The organism is Sphingobacterium sp. UBA865, from assembly GCF_002295765.1.
GTDB lineage: Bacteria > Bacteroidota > Bacteroidia > Sphingobacteriales > Sphingobacteriaceae > Sphingobacterium > Sphingobacterium multivorum.
Window position 1 is genome coordinate 165,546 of the sequence record NZ_DBGB01000001.1, and the last position, 19,362, is coordinate 184,907.

Here is a 19,362-nt window from a genome sequence, read left to right on the forward strand (position 1 = left end):
AAATTAACAGTTTTTCTTTGTCCAATCTTGCTGTATAAAAATGACCAGATCTCCTTTCTGACTAGAATAACTATTCACACAATAAATCACCTGATAATGAAAAGACATAAAATTGATATTTTAGGCGCAGTATTTATTGCTTTAAGGCAATTATAATTATTAAATGTAAATGGTAAATAAGAATGCAGCATAATTGGTAAGTTGGAGTGGTTCTTCGCCAATTTTGATGCAATTATCCAGTTTTTGAAAGACAAACTTTTCTTCTAAGTAACTCAAAGCCACATCTACCATACATCTCACGTTTTTTATTTTTTAACCTGTTTACATTTCCTTCTACCAGGCCATTCGTCCAATTATAGCTTATGGCATTCTTTACCGCAAGTATATCCTTTTTCAATCCCTTACAAAAGCTGTCAATTCTACTTCGGCCAATAGATCGGAGATATTCAAACCAGATGTCCAATCGATCGGGACAACCTCCTTTTAGAACATTTCTAAAGTCTACGAAAAGCGTACGAAAACTGGATAAAAGTGGAACCTCACTTACCAGTTTGTCAACAATTTCCTTTTCCTTTGAGCATTCTCCCGTATCCTCTGAAACTCCATATTCTGGATTTGTTACATAAATTGACAGCGTTTTTGGCAAAGGGATAGAATAAGGTCCAATTTTAGGTTTATTGACCTTTAATGGCTCCGGGTACGTCCTATTCCATTTATGTTCATAGTGGGGAAAATTCAAATAAAACCATCTTGTAAAAGATCGTTCACAACAGTTTAAGCCTATGCTCTTTAGAGACCTGAACATGGCCGTAGGATTGATTTCCAAACTGCACATGTGCTTAATTTCGTCCATATATATTTCATAATGTACGCGCGTACTTCTTGCTGCTGAAGGCATTCCCTGTTCCAGATGTTTTTTTACAGTGCGCCGGTTCGTTTGGGTTTTTCGAGCGATTTCAGAAATACTGTGTCCGTCTTTTTTCATTTCGATCATCTGGGAAAGCTTCTCTTTTTTTTGAACCATTACGGAGGACATCGCCTGCTTAACATTGCCCTTGGCGTATAAGGTTTCTTTAGCTGCTTTATCAATGGGCCTCCTTGATTCGGATCTCTCATAAATACTTTTGGAGATTTTCTTCAAATGAATATATTCCTGCCTGATCTCCTCTTGTATAGCATCTCCGAGATTTTTCACCAAATGGAACCTATCAGCTATTTGTTTTGCCTCAGGGATAGCTCTCTTGATGGCACTGGAATAAACTGTGGACCGATCTCTGGTTACGTATTTGATTTCTTTATGATCCGACAGCCATTCCACAACATCACTGGAATCCCTGCTGTTCAGTAGGTCTATGGGCCGTCCTGTCTCGGCATTAACGATAATTGTACCATAATTCATTCCCTTTCTCTTTGCCCAATCGTCTATTCCGATGCAGAGCAATTTGTCGTTTGTTGGCATCGCCATGGATTTGACCATTCTAAGACAAGTACTACTACTGATAGGGATATTCATTATTCTGGAAAAATAGGCCCCTTTATTGGACGATACCTCAAGAAGGAACTTCTTTAAATGTTCTGAAGCCCTGATCGTACGTCTGGAATAAGGCTTTGTCAAGCCGTCACACCGTTCCGAAAATATCCGCCTTTCACAGGAGGAATTTTTGCAGGCAAAGCGCCGTACCTCAAGCCTAATGAGAATTGCGATTGCTGCCCAGGGCAGGTCCGCGAGTGTTCGCACATAAGAGGAACGCACGTTGCAACTGCTTTTCATACAACTCGGGCATTTGGAGCGTGTTCCCGTTCTTTTTGCAAATAGACGTATGGTTGTACCTTGTATTTCCGAGCGATAGATCTTAATTTTCCGGGCACCATAAAATAAACCTACAATTTTTAAGTTAAAAATATTGGATGGATTCAATCTTAAAGAGTTTGATTATCAATTCTTTAAGATACAAAAAAGGCATTAGCAAAACAACTTTAAAATGATTTATTTTGCTGAAAATAAGATAGTTAACATGAATTATAGAGAATTATTAAGTGCATCAAAATTGGTGAAGAACCCAGAGAACTACCGATATTCTTTTCATTGTATGTACGTGGCAGTGTTTGGCGTTCATTGGCAGTGTTTGGCGGTGTACGAGCGTGCAATGCTTTCGTAAAGAGGACTTTACTTTGTAGAAAGATATTTTATTAACGGATTTATGCAAAATCGGATAGACAAAATGGACTTTAACAGCGACGGCTTCGAGCCGTTTTTCCCTGTTAAAATCAATCCGACCCGTAGGGCGGATTTTTGTGTTCAACAGAACACGGAAAGTTGTGCTTTGAGCATCTCGAAAACTTTTCGGATGCTTAAAACAACTTGCCCTTGCAGGGAGCAGAAAACGTCCTCCGAAGCCGGCGTTTTTGTGTGGATTAAAATGGATTAGTGATGAATGAGAACAGCAAAAAGCAGTTAAAAAAGACGGGGGGACCGCTTAAAAACGACCCTGCGAAAATCCGCTACACGATTTCCTTTAATCAGGAAGAACACGCCCGTTTTCTTGCCCTGTTTGATAAATCGGGTATGCAGGTAAAAGCACATTTTATAAAGTCTTGCATCTTCAATAAGACGATAAAATCGGTGCATATTGACATAGGAACAGTTGATTTCTATATGCGACAGACTTCGTTTCACAGTCAATTCCGCTCAATCGGGGTAAACTATAATCAGATTGTAAAGCTATTGTACAAGAGTTTTTCCGAGAAAAAAGCATCGGCATACCTGTACAAATTGGAAAAGCAGACGGCAGAAATGGTCGAATTGTTCAAAAAAGTGGTGGAGATAACGGAGGAATTTGATAAAAAACACCTCAAATAACAGCCTTAAAAATGATAGCGAAAATCGGGAGAAGTGCAAATTTGTACGGTGCATCGGCGTACAATAATCTGAAAGTTGAAAAGGAAAACGGGCAAATCCTGTTTGCCAATAAGATGATTGAAACGTCCGACGGGCAATATTCCGTTGCACAATTAGCCCAATCTTTTACTCCTTATCTGTTGGCAAACCTCAGTACCGAGAAACATACATTGCATATTTCTTTAAATCCCGACCCGAAAGATAAGGTTAGCGATGAAACTTACAGGGAAATGGCAGAGCAATATATGAGGGAATTGGGGTACGGCGACCAGCCTTTTGTCGTATTCAAGCATACGGATATAGACCGCTCCCACATTCATATCGTATCGGTTTGCGTGGACGAAAACGGTAAAAAAATCTCTGACAAATTTGAAAAAATGCGGTCAATGAATATCTGTCGTGAACTTGAAAAGCAATACAATCTCATACCAGCTACGGACAAGGAACACCAGCAGAACAATAAGATTTTTAAGCCTGTGGATTATAAAGCAGGCGATGTAAAAAGTCAGATAGCTTCCGTAGTTCGGCATTTGCCAAACTACTATCAATTTCAGACTTTGGGAGAATACAATGCTTTGCTTTCCTTGTTCAATATTACCACCGAAAAAGTCGAGGGCGAGTTGCAAGGACAGCACCGAGAGGGGTTGTTATACATTCCGTTGAATGAGCAGGTCGAAAGAGCAGGAAACCCGTTTAAGGCTTCCTTGTTCGGGAAAAATGCGGGACTTCCTGCATTGAAATCGCATATCGAGATATGCAATATGAAGCTGAAAGACCACCCAAACAAACAGACGTTAAAAGCAGCCGTAACGATTGCCCTGCAATCTACGGCTAATGAATTGAGCTTTAAAAAACAGTTGGGCGAGCAAGGTATTAATGTAGTGGTTCGCAGAAACGACACAGGACGTATTTACGGTATGACGTTCATTGACCACAATTCCAAAACCGTATGGAACGGCTCACGATTAGCAAAGGAACTTTCTGCCAACGTCTTTAATGATTATTGGAACAATAACATTAAGCCCGACATCAAAGAGCCTGACGAACCACAAGAAAAAAAATCCATAACAAATAATGCGGATCTTCCTATGGAAGAATTGCATCATTTGTTTGACTTAGACATTCCTGATAAAAAAGACAGTGGTTTAATCGAAGCCTTTGGCGGTTTGCTTATTCCTGAAGCACAAGGCGAGGATTATGAGGAGCAAGACTTCGCCAATAAAATGAAGAAAAAGCATAAACGCAAAAGACGTTTATAACAACATTCAGCCAAATACCGCCATTGACTGCCATAATCTTATAGCTACGCTATACAGCCTATAAATTCACGCCCGAACATTTAAAATTTTTAAAAATGCAGGGAGAAGACGATTTAAGAGGCTTAGCCAAGATAATGGCTTTTATGCGAGCATTAAGCATCATTATAGTATTGATGCACTTGTATTGGTTCTGTTACGGGTTCTTTATACACCGTGGCTGGACATTGGAAATCATCAACAAAATATTAGGGAATTTCAACCGGACGGCAGGACTATTTGAACACACCTTATATACCAAAGTTTTTGCTTTGATATTGCTGACTTTGAGCTGTTTGGGTACTAAAGGAGTTAAGAATGAATAGATTACTTGGGGAAAAATATATGTTGCTTTAGGTATTGGCTTCGTTTTATTCTTTTTAAATTTTCCATTGCTAAAGCTACCACTAAACACCGCTACATTTCTTTATATCCTAACCACAGGTTTAGGCTATATCGCTTTAATGGTTGCAGGGGTTTGGATGAGCCGTTTGCTTCGTAGCAATTTAATGGACGACGTTTTCAATAATGAGAATGAAAGCTTCCAGCAGGAAACCAAATTAATGCAAAATGAATACTCGGTTAATCTGCCTACGAAATTTTACTATAAAAACAAATGGAATGACGGCTGGATAAACATTGTAAACCCATTTAGGGCAACGATTGTACTCGGAACCCCCGGTTCCGGTAAATCTTATGCTATTGTAAACTACTATATCAAACAGCAGATTGAGAAAGGCTTCTCAATGTACATTTATGATTTTAAGTTTGATGACCTTTCCACGATTGCCTACAATCACTTATTAAAGAACGGGGATAAATACAAAGTACAGCCAAAATTTTATGTGATAAATTTTGACGACCCTCGCAAGAGCCACCGTTGCAACCCACTCAATCCCGACTTTATGACCGACATCAGCGATGCCTATGAAGCAGCATATACCATAATGTTAAACCTCAACAGGTCGTGGATACAGAAGCAAGGAGATTTCTTCGTGGAAAGCCCGATTATTCTATTAGCAGCTATTATTTGGTATTTAAAAATCTATGATAACGGAAAGTATTGTACCTTTCCACACGGCATTGAGTTACTGAATAAAAAGTACGCAGACGTATTTACGATTTTAAATTCTTATCCTGATTTAGAGAACTATTTATCTCCCTTTATGGATGCTTGGCAGGGAGGCGCACAAGACCAATTACAGGGAAAGATTGCATCAGCTAAAATACCTTTGTCAAGAATGATTAGCCCACAGTTGTATTGGGTAATGACAGGCGATGATTTTTCATTAGACATAAATAACCCACGTGAGCCTAAAATCCTTTGTGTAGGAAACAACCCCGACAGGCAAAATATTTATTCGGCGGCTTTGGGTTTGTACAATTCCCGAATTGTCAAACTCATTAATAAAAAAGGACAATTAAAGAGTTCTGTCATTATAGACGAGTTACCGACAATTTATTTTAGAGGCTTGGACAATCTTATTGCAACGGCGAGAAGTAATAAGGTAGCGGTTTGCTTAGGCTTTCAGGATTTTTCCCAATTAATTCGTGACTATGGAGATAAGGAAGCTAAGGTAATTCAGAACACGGTCGGTAATATTTTTAGCGGTCAGGTCGTGGGCGAAACGGCAAAGAGCCTGTCAGAACGCTTTGGGAAAGTATTACAGAAACGCCAAAGTATGACGATTAACCGAAATGACAAATCAACTTCAATTTCTACCCAATTAGACAGTCTTATTCCAGCTTCAAAAATCAGTACACTTACACAAGGTATGTTTGTCGGTTCAGTGTCCGATAACTTTGACGAACGTATAGAACAAAAGATATTTCACGCAGAAATTGTAGTAGATAACGAGAAAGTTGCTGCCGAAACAAAAGCGTACCAGAAGATACCGGAAATTTTATCCTTTGTCGATGAAAGCGGAGTAGATAATATGAAACGGGATATTGAGAACAATTATCGTCAGATAAAATTAGACATTGTTCTTATCGTGGAAAGTGAAATGGAGCGTATAAAGAACGACCCGAATTTACAGCATTTGATACAGGAGGGATAATATTGAATTTTTAAATCATTTATTTTGAAATATTTTAAATTACAGCGTCTTATAAAAGAGAGCAGACTTTTTTATTAACTTTGTTAAGTGAAAAAAATGTTTTCAATATTATTATTGTCTGTGTATTTAATTTCGACAACTGAATTAGGTCAGTTATTGAAGTTTCCTATACTTATAGAGCATTATTTCGATCACAAAGAAAAAAATCCGGAGGTTACTGTTTTGCAATTTTTGGAAGTTCATTACGCCGGGAACCATCTGGAAAACCATCCACACGATGACGATTATGAACAAGACAAACAATTACCGTTTATCGTACATATCAATGTTTTATATATCAGTTTTGTACTTGCCCCCCCTTTTAGTTTTGATATAGAAACCAAAAAACTTGTAGGCAAAGAACCCAAAACCTTGCCTTTGGACGATACATTTTCTGATAACAATTACCTTTCTGCCATCTGGAAACCGCCGAAATTCTGTTAATCTTTTTTGATTTCCAGGATGAATCCTTTCATCGTGCATTTGCTGTTTGATAATACTTTCATTCGGGCAGTCTGTGTATTTTGTGTCCGCCTGTAGGATTGATTATGTATTGAAAACGTCAAATCTCTTTATTTATCATTTACGATTAACAGAATAAATTATGCTTACAAAAATCATTGAGTTTTCTGTAAAGAACAAACTCATTATAGTATTATTGATTCTTGGTTTAATCGGCATTGGCTCTTATCAGGTAAGCAAATTACCGATTGATGCTGTGCCGGACATTACCAATAATCAGGTGCAGGTTATTACAATCGCTCCGTCTTTTGGGGCAACCGATATCGAACGTCTGGTTACTTTCCCAATTGAACAGGCGAACTCCAATATTTCCGGACTCAAAGAAATCCGCAGTTTCTCCCGTTTCGGATTGTCCTTGGTTACCATTGTTTTTGATGATGGTATTGATGTGTATTGGGCAAGACAACAAGTGGCAGAGCGGCTGCAACAGGTTCAGAATGAAATTCCGCAAGGTATCGGAACACCCCAATTAGGGCCGATTTCTACCGGTTTGGGCGAAATCTATCAATATGTCGTTCGTCCTAAAAAAGGTTTTGAACAAAAATACGACGTTACGGAACTCCGTACCATTCAGGATTGGATTGTGCGTCGACAGCTACTTCAGGTCAAAGGCGTAGCGGAAGTCAGCAGTTTTGGCGGTAAATTGAAGCAATACGAGATTGCCGTGAATCCCAACCGACTCAATGCTTATGGCATTACCATCAATGATGTTTTTGATGCACTGAATGCCAATAATCAGAACACCGGCGGTGCTTATATCGAAAAAGGGCCAACTGTTCTCTACATCCGGAGCGAAGGTTTGGTGGGCAATATTGAGGATATTCAAAACATTTCCATTACAAACAAAAATAATGATGTACCATTGTTTATCCGCGATGTAGCCGATGTAAAAATTGGCTATGCCACCCGTTACGGAGCGATGACCTATAACGATCAGGGCGAAGTTTCCGGTGCGGTGGTAATGATGCTGAAAGGTGCCAACAGCAGTCAGGTCATCAAAGATGTAAAAGCCAAAGTGGCTCAAATCCAGAAAACTCTGCCCGAAGGCGTGGTGATAGAACCCTTTCTTGACCGTACCAAAATGGTGAATAACGCCATCAGCACGGTTGAGAGAAACCTTCTGGAAGGTGCTTTAATCGTGGTATTTGTCCTCGTTTTATTTCTCGGAAATTTCAGAGCCGGCTTACTCGTGGCTTCGGTGATCCCACTGGCAATGCTTTTTGCCATTTGTATGATGAACCTTTTCGGGGTGAGCGGCAATCTGATGAGTTTGGGTGCACTGGATTTTGGATTAATCATCGACGGAGCGGTCATTATTGTAGAAGCCGTCCTGCATCAGTTATCCCTCAATCCTAAGTTCAAGAGCCTGCTGAAAATTCCGTCCAATGATATGGATAGTGTAGTTACAGAATCTGCCGGAAGAATGATGAACAGTGCAGTTTTCGGACAAATTATCATCTTCATTGTGTACATTCCGATCCTAACATTGCAAGGGATTGAAGGGAAAATGTTTCGCCCGATGGCAGAAACGGTGGCGTTTGCATTATTAGGTGCATTTCTGCTTTCCCTAACCTACATTCCGATGATGAGTTCGGTTTTGTTGAAGAAAAGAAGTTTAAAACCTTCGTGGTCGGACAGGGTAATGAAGAAAGTAGAAGCGCTTTATTTGAAAACCTTGCTGAAAGTTTTACGCATTCCGAAAACCATTTTTACCATAATCGGGATATTGTTCATCACGGCAATAATTCTGCTAAGCAGAATGGGCGGCGAATTTATTCCGTCTTTGGAAGAAGGTGATTTTGCGGTGGATACCCGCGTTTTACCGGGCAGCAACCTTACCACCACGATTGAAAGTACGCAAAAAGCAGCCCATATCTTAAAAACCCGTTTCCCCGAAGTGGAAAAAGTGGTCACCAAGATAGGAAGTGGAGAAGTGCCTACCGATCCGATGCCAATGGATGCTTCGGATATGATGGTCATTCTGAAAGACAAAAAAGAATGGACTTCCGCCAAAACGTTTCCCGAATTATCAGAAAAAATGAGCAAAGCACTGGAAGATGTGCCCGGTATTACAGTTGGTTTTCAGTATCCGGTAGCGATGCGTTTTAATGAACTGATGACCGGTGCAAGACAGGATGTGGTCATCAAAATCTTTGGCGATAATCTGGATTCTTTGGTTCAAAATGCCAACCAACTCGGTAAAATCATTGAAACGGTAAAAGGTACACAAAACCTTTATATAGAACCGGTTTCCGGGCTTCCGCAGGTGGTGGTAAAATACAATCGTCCCCTGATTGCTCAGTATCATCTTTCTGTTGCAGCTGTCAATCGGGTGATTAATACCGCTTTTGCCGGACAGAGTACAGGTTTGTTTTTTGAAGGCGAAAAACGCTTTGATATGGTAGTACGCCTGAATGCCAGTGACCGAAAAAACATCAATGATATTCAAAATCTATTGGTTCCAACACCTGCAGGCAATCAGATCCCGCTCAATCAGCTGGCAACCGTAGATGTGGTTGAAGGTCCCAATCAAATTCAACGTGAAAATGCACAACGCCGTATTGTCGTCGGCTTCAACATCAAAGACCGTGATGTGCAAAGCATTGTGGAAGAATTGCAGGGTAAAGTGGACAAACAGATTAAACTTCCGGCCGGCTATTCTATTACGTATGGCGGTTCTTTTGAAAATCTGAACAACGCCAAACAACGGTTGATGATTGCCGTTCCGCTGGCATTGGCATTGATATTTGTCCTGTTGTTTATGGCGTTCAAGTCGATTAAAGAAAGTCTTCTGATTTACAGCGCCATTCCGTTGTCGGTCATCGGAGGTGTATTTATGTTGAATTTACGCGGAATGCCTTTCAGCATCAGTGCTGCCGTTGGTTTTATCGCTCTTTTTGGCGTAGCGGTTTTGAACGGTATTGTATTGATTTCAGAATTTAACCGACTACATAAAAACGGCATTAGAAATATCGTCAGAATTGTGATTGATGGCGGCGAAAGCCGATTGCGTCCGGTGTTGATGACCGCAGCCGTTGCCTCCCTCGGCTTTATCCCGATGGCAATAAGCACAGGTGCTGGCGCAGAAGTGCAGCGACCTTTGGCGACCGTGGTAATTGGCGGACTGATATTGGCCACTTTGCTCACCCTTTTTGTCCTACCGCTTTTATATGTCAATATCGAAAATGGATTTAAAATGAAAAAACCAAAATCCAAACATGTCGCCTCTGTTCTGTTGATTTTTATGCTGTTTTCAGGAATAAAAATGAAGGCACAAACCATAATTTCTTTAGATGAAGCCGTGCAAACAGCGTTGCAAAACAATCGCAACCTGAAAAACGAAAAACTGCGCTCGGATTATGCCAAAGCATTGATTAAAACTTCCAATGCCGATATTCCGCAAACCGCAGTTACGGTAGATTACGGACAAATAAATAGTGCATACAACGATATGAAATTCGGGATTTCGCAGAGCATCGCTTTTCCGACTGTGTATCAGAAACAGAAAAATTTGCATTACGAAGAATGGAAAAAAAGCCAGTTGAATGTTTCGCTTAAAGAATTTGAACTGAAAAAAGCCGTCAGCCAAAGTTATTTCCAGATGGTGTATTGGAAAGATAAGGAAAAATTGCTGAATGAAACGTTGCAACTGTACACCCAATTTTTAGACAAAGCCAGTTTGCGTTTAAAAGCAGGAGAAAGCAATATTCTGGAAAAAACAACGGCTTCCAACCAAAAATCGGCGATTGAGATTCAGTTGAAACAAGTGCAGCAGGAAATAAAAACCTTGCAGTTGCAGTTCAGTTGGTTGCTGAATTCCGAAACGGAATATCTTCCTTTGGAAAATTCCAGACCGGTTCTTTTGCTTCAGGAAAATGCTTCGCATCCCTTGTTACATGTATTGGAACAGCAAAAAACGGTTGCCGGCAAACAAACCGAAGTGGAAAAATCCAGACTTCTTCCGGGTTTGCAAATCGGTTATAATCTCAATTCGTTCAAAGGTATGGGACCTGATGATAAACTGTATTCTGCTACACCACAGTTTCATTCGGTGATGGTAGGTGTTGGCATTCCAATATTTTCAGGCGGACAAAAGGCAAGAATTCACGCTTCTAAAGTGGCGGAAAGCATTGCGGAAAACGATTGGCATAATACTGAATTTGCATTAGAGAAAAAACAGCAACAGCTCAAGCAAATGTATCAAACGAATCTCGAAATAATCAACCGTTACGAAACTGATGAACTGAAAAATGCAGACATCATTACCAAAACAGCACAGCAACAATTCATTAACGGAGAAATCAATTATCTGGAATTTGTAATGCTCGTCAATCAGGCAGTTTTGCTCAAAAGCAATTATGCAGATGCCCTATTGAAACTAAACGAAAGCGTTGTTGAACTGAATTATATCACGCTTCAGTAGTTGATGAACAGGATATTTTAAACAGTAAACAGAATTTTTCAAATCAATATATAATTAGACAAGAAAATGAAAATATTAAAATTATACGGTTCTTATTTTTTGGTCTTGATAGTACTGCTTTCCGCAGTTCAATGTCAACAAAAACAAGAAACCACCGCCACCAAAACTGCAAATCCGAAAGACGAAAACACGGTTATTTTCACCGATGCACAGTTACACAATACCCCCATTGAAACCGCGGAACTGTCGATGCAGCATATTTCCACCGTATTGAAACTCAACGGTAAAATTGATGTACCACCGCAAAATCTGGTTTCCGTAAGTACACCGCTGGGCGGCTATCTGAAAAGCACCCGCCTTTTGCCAGGAATGAAAGTAGTTAAATATCAGGTAATTGCCGTTATTGAAAATCCGCAGTTTGTACAGTTGCAGCAGGATTATCTGATGGCAAAATCCAAATACCACTTTGCCCAACTGGATTATAACCGACAAAATAAGCTCAACCAAAGCCAGGCAAGTAGTGATAAAGTGATGCAGCAGGCACAATCCATTATGAGCGATCAGCAAATTCTGATGAATTCCATTGCCCAGCAACTGAAGTTGGTCAACATAAATCCGGCTAAGATATCTGCCGGAAATATTCAGCAGAGCGTACCTGTCTATAGTACCATCAACGGTTTTGTGAGCAAGGTGAATGTGAATGTAGGCAAATATGTAACGTCTTCGGATGTGCTGTTTGAACTCATCAATCCTTCTGATATTCACCTCAATTTAAAAGTGTATGAAAAGGATTTGGAAATGCTGAAAACCGGGCAACAGATTGTGGCTTATACCAATGTAGATCCTTCAAAAAAATATGCCGGTGAAATTTTGCTGACGAGTAAAGATGTGGACGGAAGTGGCATTGCCGATGTGCATTGTCATTTTGAAAAATACGATCCGGCACTCATTCCCGGAATGTATATGAATGCCGAAGTGGAAACCGAAAATTCCTTTGCCAACGCCATTCCCGAAGAAAGTGTGGTGGATTTTGAAGGGAAAAATTTTGTTTTTGTAGAAGCCGGAAAACAAAGCTGGAAGATGATGCCGGTCACGTTAGGAATTTCTGAAAATAGCTATGTTGAGATCCTCAACTTTTCTGATTTCAAAGGCAAGAAAATCGTAACCAAAAATGCTTATACTTTATTGATGAAGCTGAAGAACACAAGCGAAGATGAAGATTAATAGTCAGATAAAATCTCATATAAATATTTAAAAAAATGAAAATTATAAAAGCAATCATTCCCCTATTACTGATTTTGCTGATTGGCATCCAGTTCTTTGGGGTAACGCCCAATACTTCTGCAATAGTGCCTGAAAGTGCCATAGAAAACCATTACAGCATTCCCTCAAATGTGCAGCAAATCCTGAAAACCAGTTGTTACGACTGCCATTCCAATAACACGGTTTATCCATCTTACAACAAGTTGCAACCCATCAAATGGTGGCTGGCAGAACATATCGCGGATGGAAAAAAACATCTGAATTTTGATGAATTTAATGCATATGCTACAGATCAGAAATTACGTAAGCTGGCTGAGATTGAGGAAACCGTAAATGCAGGAGAAATGCCATTGAAAAGTTATACCCTTATCCATAACAATGCAAAATTGTCGGATGAGCAGAAGCAGCAACTCCGGGATTGGGTCATTGCCACAAAAAAGGTAATCAATCGTAAAGCTATTAACCGATGAAGAGTGTTATTGTATTAATCCTGTTGTGCTTATCCCAATGGAGTGTGGCTCAAAGTGGGTTGCAGAACATTGCCCAAAAGCCGGCATCAGATTCTGTATCGGTATATCAATTCAAATATAAAAAGCTGATAGTACCATCTGTTTTTATTGGATATGGAATCCTAAGTCTGACTTCTGATGACCTGAAACAGTTGAACAACTCCACCAGATATGAAATTGGTGAGCATCAGCCGGATAAATCAAAACTGGATAATTATGCCCAATATTTACCGGCAGCATTGGTTTATGGATTAAATGCTATCGGAATTGAAGGAAAACATAATTTGAAAGACCGAAGTATTATTTTAGGCACATCACTGTTGATTTCAAGTGCTGTCGTATTACCTGCCAAGCATTTGGTAAAAGAAGAGCGACCCGATGGTTCCAATGCACTGTCATTTCCGTCCGGACACACGACGTTTGCCTTTGCAACTGCCCAGTTTATGTTTCGGGAATATCAGGATGAAAATATTTGGTTAAGTTTGACTGGTTATCCTATTGCTGTTTTTACGGGAGTTTATCGGATTTTGAATGATAAACATTGGGTGGGTGATGTGGTTGCAGGTGCCGGTATTGGTATTCTCTCCACAGAAGTTGCTTATTGGCTGTTCCCGAAAGTCAGTCAACTATTTTCAATAAATCATACCGAAAACAGTGCTCTTGTATATCCGTTTTATCAAAGTAAAACAATGGGATTAGGTTTGTCTCTAAACTTTTAAAATTATAAAAATGAAAAATATATATAAATTCATTGTCGTTCTCAGCATTGCCTTAGTGGCACTTGTTATGGAATTTATTCTAAAAGAACCCTATTATTCTAAAATCTTAATTACGGCAACCGGCATTTTGATGTCTATTGTTCTTCTGAAAGGAATGATCGACGTGCTTCGTTCCGGGAATTTTGGCGTGGATATTTTGGCGATTTCTGCCATTGCTGCAACCTTAGCTGTTGGTAATTATTGGGCGGCACTCATTATCCTCATTATGATTACCGGAGGTGATTCGTTGGAAGATTATGCCCAGAAAAAAGCCCGGAAAGATTTAAAATCATTGCTTGATAATACCCCCCGAATTGCTCATAAAAAAACAGGAAACGATTTAGATGACGTTCCTGTGGAGGATATTAAAATCGGTGACATCATCATCGTAAAACCCAAGGAAATTATTCCCGTGGACGGAATTTTACTGAGTTCAGAGGTGCTGCTGGACGAATCTTCGCTCACGGGCGAATCCAAACCCGTCAACAAAACCAAAGGCAACGGCTTATGGTCGGGTTCGGTGAATGGTTCGGGAGCCATTACCATTCAGGTTTCCAAACTCGCCAAAGAAAGCCAGTACCAGCAACTCGTGCAATTGGTGCATAATTCCGAAAAAGAGCCGGCACATTTTGTGCGAATGGCGGATCGGTACGCTTTGCCTTTTACCATCGTTGCTTTTTTAATTGCCGGAATTGCTTATTTGATTACCAAAGATCCCAACCGCATTGCCGAAGTGTTGGTGGTGGCTTCACCCTGCCCGCTGATTCTGGCGGCTCCCATTGCCCTGATAGCCGGAATGAGCCGTTCCAGCAGAAATGGGGTGGTGATAAAATCCGGGACTGTCATCGAAAAACTGGACAGAATGAAAGCCATCGCCTTCGATAAAACCGGAACTTTAACCAAAGGCGATCTTACTTTGGACGACATTATCCCGGAAAATCCTTATTCGAAAGACGAACTGATTGATTTTGTAGCCAGCGTGGAACAGCAATCTTCCCACGTTTTGGCGGTTTCGGTGATGAAATATATCGGCGATAAAACGATTCTTCTGGCAACAGATTTAAAGGAAATAGAAGGAAATGGTATTCAAGGAAAAGTTGATGGCAAACTGGTGAAAGTAGGTAAACTGAGTTTTGTAACGGCTGAACCCATTCAAATTAAAACGGAAAAAACCTCGTTGTTTGTTTCGGTGAATGACAAATATGTTGGGGAAATCACCTTTATCGATGAGGTGCGTCCCGAAGCCCGGCAAACCATTGCCCAATTAATAAAAATGGGTATCCAAAAAATTATGATGATTTCCGGCGACAAGCAAAGTATTTCTGAAAACATTGCCAAAGAAATTGGCATTACGGAAGTGCACGGTGGCTGTTTGCCGGAAGACAAACTGAAAATCCTGAAAAGTATGCCCGACGAATTTCGTCCTGTTGTAATGGTGGGTGATGGCGTGAACGATGCACCATCGTTGACCGTTGCCGATGTAGGCATTGCGATGGGTGCTAAAGGATCGAGTGCCGCGAGCGATTCGGCAGACGTCGTGATTTTAAGAGACAATCTGCAAAAAGTGAGTGATACTATTCTCATTTCCAAAGAAACGATGAAGATTGCCCGTCAATCCGTTTTTATTGGCATTGCCGTATGTACCGTGCTGATGCTGATTGCCGCTTTCGGTGTTTTACCGGCATTGATTGGGGCCGGATTGCAGGAAGTGGTGGATGTGATTTCCATTACCTCGGCATTAAGGGCTTTGAAGGACAGAACGTAACCACAACATTTGTTAATTGTCAGGAAAACCTTCAAAGGTCGCTGTTCAAGTAAAATAAAAACGTCCATAAAGACCGAAGGGCAAAACATCTATTATCTGGGTTACATCAGCGTCGATAATGACCTGTTGAAAGGCATAAAGGGTTGTTAAAAAGAATCGCTTCTAATTAAGCAATTTTAAAAGGGGATTGTCTCACAAGGACAGCCCCTTTTGTTTTGGTTTAGCGTGCTGTTTTCATAGCCTTACAGTTTTATCGGAATACCACTGTTACAAACGGCATCCACTAATCCAAGTATAAAATTCCTACTATCAAATGAGAACTTTTCACAGGTAAAACCCAAGCTGTGAAAGATTTATTTCCATTTCTGTTTGCCGGATAAATTTTATTCTTTAATTTTACATAACCAATTATGTAAATAGTTTTTACGGTAGTCCTTTAGTTTCTTGTCAACTATTTCAAGGACAAAAGGATCTTTAATACTAAATTCTTTTTTTCAATTTCCGTTAACTTCTATAAATAGATCATTCCAATGGTTCAATTAATTTAAAATGATCAGTGAAGTTATAGCTAAGCTTGTATGACAAATGCTCGTGAACCAAAACCATATGCAATTCATCTAAACTACTACTTTCATTATCCACGATGATTTCGAAATCAAGCAATTGATTAGTTTGAACAATCTCATCCTCATTTACTTCGTTGATTAAAGGAAATTCATTAAAAGTAATCCCATTCCATGTGGCACCATGGGCTTGCAATGGAAACTTATCGACTACCACGCCTATTGGTAAGTCGTCAAAGGCAGTATTTGTTTTTACGACCTTGTCGCTAACGATTTTCTTTGCCAATGCTTGGCACCACTTTATATAGTCCGGAATTCTTTGGTACGCATTACTCCAACCCTTAGAGCCACTACTGTATCCAACTGTCACATTGTCTCCATTAGACACTCCTTTCATGAAAACATGACCATTTGCATAATTTTTACTGTGGCTCTTTCTGATTGATGTCTCGGCGTTTGGCCCCGCGACTATCCTTTAAGATTCCCCACTATTAGCAGAACGATTTTGCATTCCAATATTAAAAAATTCGGGATTTTTTATGTCTGCTAACACTTTATTAAGTTGATATTTAGAAATGCGTTCATATTTGCCGATAGCAAAGCGCTCAATTAGCGAGTCATAGAATTGAGGCGTTTTTATTGAAGAATGAACAAACATCAGTTGGCTATCTTCGTCAAAATAAATCAAGAAAAAATAGTGTTTAACATTTATCAAATCATCTGATATAATCCATTTAGGTTTTTCTATCTCTTTGGTAATATATATAGCAGTATTTAACTCTTCGCTGATCGCATAATGGATTGTCTGGTGTCCAGAAATGTCTAAAGTATTGTTAAGCAACACTCCCTCCGCTTTGTAGACCTTAACATGGCAATAAGGATTAAGATTATAAAATGAAATCTGTTTTCCCTGATCCAGCTTCTAAAATGAAAGGAAAAAACGAGATAAAAGGTAAAGTATGTTAAGACTTTACCCTTTATTTATTAAATTTGCAGTAATGATTTACAAGGTAATCAAATGAAAGCAAGTGCAGTAAGCACCATTACTAAATCGTTACCGATAGCACTTCCGGTTCTTCTAAACTACTCTTTATTAGCCACTTTAGGCTATATTAATCTTTTTCTGTAAAAAAATGAACACTTTAGTGTAGTATTTATCGTATTCCAATATTTTAACCTATTATTTATTAACTTCACGCCATACTAGCAAAACAAATAACACCTTAATTTAATGAAGAGAATTTTATTACTTTTTACAATTTTTATTTTTATTGGAGGATGTAAAGATCAATATGAGATTATCCCCAAAGATCCAATTAAAGAGAAAATTGATTTATTGCGAGCCGACTTTCAAAAACAAACCAATTACAGTCAGGCAGATTCTAATTTTTTGATAGCCAATTTGAAGACTTCCATTAATTGGCAAAAAAACAAAATAGTCTCCGACGACACTATCTATGTTAAGGTAAATTTATTTGATCAAGTTCAATTGCTTTCAACTGATTCCTCCAAAGTTCCTATCGAAAATTTAGTATGGATAAAAGCTATAAAAACCAAAGATAAATGGAACTATATTTTAATAACCTTTATCCCAGAAAACACAAAAAAAGGTTATACAGGAACAATTATCTCAAAATCTATCCTGACAGGGAGACAATCAACAATCTTTTATAAAGAGGGGCACAAGATTCAACGCGAGGTGATAAGCATCAAAATTGCGAATGGTAAAAAAAGTACAGCTGAAAGAAAATGTGTATACGGTTATGTGAATGGTATATTAAATTACGTAAACTGCGAACCTCAAAGAACAGGGACGGATGATCCTGACCAAGGAGGTGGCCCTATAGATTATGAAACTTTAGATCCTTTTGGTGATGATGGAAGCGGTGCAGGTGGCAGTGGGACATCTGGAGAGGGAGACGCAGAAGCTGCTGTAAATGATTTTAATGAAAGAATTGATGACTCAAATCTTCCTGACTGTATGAAAAATGTTCTAGAAAGACTACAAATGCTTAAAGGCAATACAGTTGCAGATATTATTAACAAATTCTCAGGATATGTACCCGGATACAATTTGAATTTTAAAATGGTAAACCTATCTGATATATCTCAGGTTAGTGGCGTTGAAACAACAGTATCTAAAGCAGGATATGTCACAATAAACTTCAATAATAATCCAGATGTTGTACGGAATGTTACAGATCTAGCCGTAGCAACAACAATATTGCATGAATCTATACACGCTTTTATTGTCGCATGGGCAAAAGATGACCCAGTAAACAGTAAATTAGCGTATCCACAATTATTTGAAAAATATATACAACTATCTTTGAACGTAGATCAAAACAGCCTACAGCATGATATAATAACTAAAAACTTTATTACTGATATATCGACAAGTCTTAAAAGTTATGGTGAATTGATGGGATACAAATTGAATGGCACGTATTACGATGATTTAGCATGGAAAGGGCTGACCGGAACTAAGGCATTTAATAAATTGGACGATGAAACAAAAACTAGGATAACTAATACTATTAAAGCAGAACAATATGGAATTATTAAAGAGGGTACATCCAGAAAAGGTACAAAACTTGGCTGTTAAATTCTTGTTTTTATTTTTATCCGTAACATTGTTTTCCTGTATATCGATTAGGAAACGAGATGCCAATTATTTCAAAGGAAAAGACAGTGGGGGCTATAATATAAAATATTTAAAAGATAATAGAGATCTTGAAGGAATAATATCACTTCAGGGTGAGGTACGCATGGGAGGAAGTAATAAAATAGTACCAAATGCAGAAATTGAAGTTCGAGATACAAATAATAAATTAATTGCTAAAAAAACAGCTGATAGTAAAGGAAGATTTAAATTTACCATAAAAACTGAACCTACTGTCGGGAATATTAATATAAATGGATCCGATGGAAATTCATTAGGTGAACTTGAAATTGCTAAAGTTGATATGGGTCGATTTTATTCACAAGTAGAAATATCTGTGAAACTGTTTATTATAAATGGAGTTATGACAAGCACAGTCCCCCTTTCGAAAAAAGAGATTAAAGAAATCAAGAATCAAAATAATAAATAGATATAAATGAAACCAAACTCAACAAAAATTATTAATATTGAAATGAGTTAGATTTTAGAGGTAGGTACAAGCAAGTAAAAAAACAGCTTTTGGTGGTGCTAAAAATTTCATCTTGTTTACAACGGAACCTATTTATATAAAGAATGTTTGTTTATTATTTGAAATATAAAAAAG

At 38.8% G+C, this 19,362-nt stretch carries 13 protein-coding genes and 1 pseudogene; 11 read left to right on the forward strand and 3 right to left on the reverse strand.

Features of this window, described 5'->3' with window-relative positions; all coding sequences use genetic code 11:
* Positions 1 to 232: 232 nt before the first annotated feature.
* Positions 233 to 1,918, reverse strand: coding sequence for an ISL3 family transposase (locus tag B2O97_RS00675; RefSeq protein WP_286766702.1), 1,686 nt, complete (start codon positions 1,916 to 1,918; stop codon positions 233 to 235).
* Between the two features lie 513 nt (positions 1,919 to 2,431).
* On the opposite strand from B2O97_RS00675, the gene mobA reads away from it, so the two are divergent.
* From mobA to B2O97_RS00720, 9 genes and pseudogenes are all read left to right on the forward strand, one after another.
* Positions 2,432 to 2,860 carry a conjugal transfer protein MobA gene (mobA, locus tag B2O97_RS00680; protein WP_286766703.1) on the forward strand — a complete coding sequence of 143 codons (429 nt, stop codon included), beginning with the start codon at positions 2,432 to 2,434 and terminating at the stop codon, positions 2,858 to 2,860.
* 11 nt (positions 2,861 to 2,871) lie between these two features.
* Complete coding sequence (mobB, locus tag B2O97_RS00685) at positions 2,872 to 4,158, forward strand: conjugal transfer protein MobB (protein WP_286766704.1); 1,287 nt, start codon at positions 2,872 to 2,874, stop codon at positions 4,156 to 4,158.
* Positions 4,159 to 4,253: 95 nt separating this feature from the next.
* Positions 4,254 to 6,254 (forward strand): annotated as a pseudogene (mobC, locus tag B2O97_RS00690) (conjugal transfer protein MobC).
* An 87-nt stretch (positions 6,255 to 6,341) separates the two neighbouring features.
* A complete protein-coding gene (locus tag B2O97_RS00695) occupies positions 6,342 to 6,737 on the forward strand; it encodes a hypothetical protein (protein ID WP_286766705.1) in 396 nt (131 codons plus the stop codon).
* A 160-nt stretch (positions 6,738 to 6,897) separates the two neighbouring features.
* Complete coding sequence (locus B2O97_RS00700; protein WP_286766706.1) at positions 6,898 to 11,238, forward strand: CusA/CzcA family heavy metal efflux RND transporter; 4,341 nt, start codon at positions 6,898 to 6,900, stop codon at positions 11,236 to 11,238.
* A gap of 66 nt (positions 11,239 to 11,304) precedes the next feature.
* Positions 11,305 to 12,462 (forward strand): efflux RND transporter periplasmic adaptor subunit, encoded by a 1,158-nt coding sequence (locus B2O97_RS00705; RefSeq protein ID WP_286766707.1) that lies wholly within the window; start codon positions 11,305 to 11,307, stop codon positions 12,460 to 12,462.
* Positions 12,463 to 12,497: 35 nt separating this feature from the next.
* On the forward strand, positions 12,498 to 12,971 hold the full coding sequence (locus B2O97_RS00710; protein WP_286766708.1) for a heme-binding domain-containing protein: 474 nt from the start codon (positions 12,498 to 12,500) through the stop codon (positions 12,969 to 12,971).
* Entirely contained in the window at positions 12,968 to 13,729 is a 762-nt protein-coding gene (locus B2O97_RS00715) for a phosphatase PAP2 family protein (RefSeq protein ID WP_286766709.1), read from the forward strand. Before B2O97_RS00710 ends, B2O97_RS00715 begins: the two co-directional genes overlap by 4 nt.
* A 10-nt stretch (positions 13,730 to 13,739) precedes the next feature.
* Complete coding sequence (locus B2O97_RS00720; protein ID WP_286766710.1) at positions 13,740 to 15,533, forward strand: heavy metal translocating P-type ATPase; 1,794 nt, start codon at positions 13,740 to 13,742, stop codon at positions 15,531 to 15,533.
* 522 nt (positions 15,534 to 16,055) lie between these two features.
* Here the strand turns inward: B2O97_RS00720 and B2O97_RS00725 are convergent.
* Positions 16,056 to 16,493, reverse strand: a complete 438-nt coding sequence (locus B2O97_RS00725; protein WP_286766711.1) for a hypothetical protein — start codon at positions 16,491 to 16,493, stop codon at positions 16,056 to 16,058.
* A 78-nt stretch (positions 16,494 to 16,571) separates the two neighbouring features.
* A complete protein-coding gene (locus tag B2O97_RS00730) occupies positions 16,572 to 16,937 on the reverse strand; it encodes a hypothetical protein (RefSeq protein ID WP_286766712.1) in 366 nt (121 codons plus the stop codon).
* Between the two features lie 390 nt (positions 16,938 to 17,327).
* Here B2O97_RS00730 and B2O97_RS00735 point away from each other — a divergent pair, with 390 nt between their 5' ends.
* Together B2O97_RS00735 and B2O97_RS00740 are read left to right on the forward strand one after the other, a co-directional pair.
* A complete protein-coding gene (locus B2O97_RS00735) occupies positions 17,328 to 18,701 on the forward strand; it encodes a hypothetical protein (RefSeq protein WP_286766713.1) in 1,374 nt (457 codons plus the stop codon).
* A complete protein-coding gene (locus B2O97_RS00740) occupies positions 18,649 to 19,188 on the forward strand; it encodes a hypothetical protein (RefSeq protein ID WP_286766714.1) in 540 nt (179 codons plus the stop codon). Before B2O97_RS00735 ends, B2O97_RS00740 begins: the two co-directional genes overlap by 53 nt.
* Positions 19,189 to 19,362: the final 174 nt, after the last annotated feature.

Coding starts and splice junctions, on each gene's coding strand:
- mobA (WP_286766703.1), top strand. CDS start 2,432: ATGAATGAGAACAGCAAAAAGCAGTTAAAAAAGACGGGGGGACCGCTT.
- mobB (WP_286766704.1), top strand. CDS start 2,872: ATGATAGCGAAAATCGGGAGAAGTGCAAATTTGTACGGTGCATCGGCG.
- B2O97_RS00700 (WP_286766706.1), top strand. CDS start 6,898: ATGCTTACAAAAATCATTGAGTTTTCTGTAAAGAACAAACTCATTATA.
- B2O97_RS00705 (WP_286766707.1), top strand. CDS start 11,305: ATGAAAATATTAAAATTATACGGTTCTTATTTTTTGGTCTTGATAGTA.
- B2O97_RS00710 (WP_286766708.1), top strand. CDS start 12,498: ATGAAAATTATAAAAGCAATCATTCCCCTATTACTGATTTTGCTGATT.
- B2O97_RS00715 (WP_286766709.1), top strand. CDS start 12,968: ATGAAGAGTGTTATTGTATTAATCCTGTTGTGCTTATCCCAATGGAGT.
- B2O97_RS00720 (WP_286766710.1), top strand. CDS start 13,740: ATGAAAAATATATATAAATTCATTGTCGTTCTCAGCATTGCCTTAGTG.
- B2O97_RS00725 (WP_286766711.1), bottom strand. CDS start 16,493: ATGAAAGGAGTGTCTAATGGAGACAATGTGACAGTTGGATACAGTAGT.
- B2O97_RS00735 (WP_286766713.1), top strand. CDS start 17,328: ATGAAGAGAATTTTATTACTTTTTACAATTTTTATTTTTATTGGAGGA.
- B2O97_RS00740 (WP_286766714.1), top strand. CDS start 18,649: ATGGAATTATTAAAGAGGGTACATCCAGAAAAGGTACAAAACTTGGCT.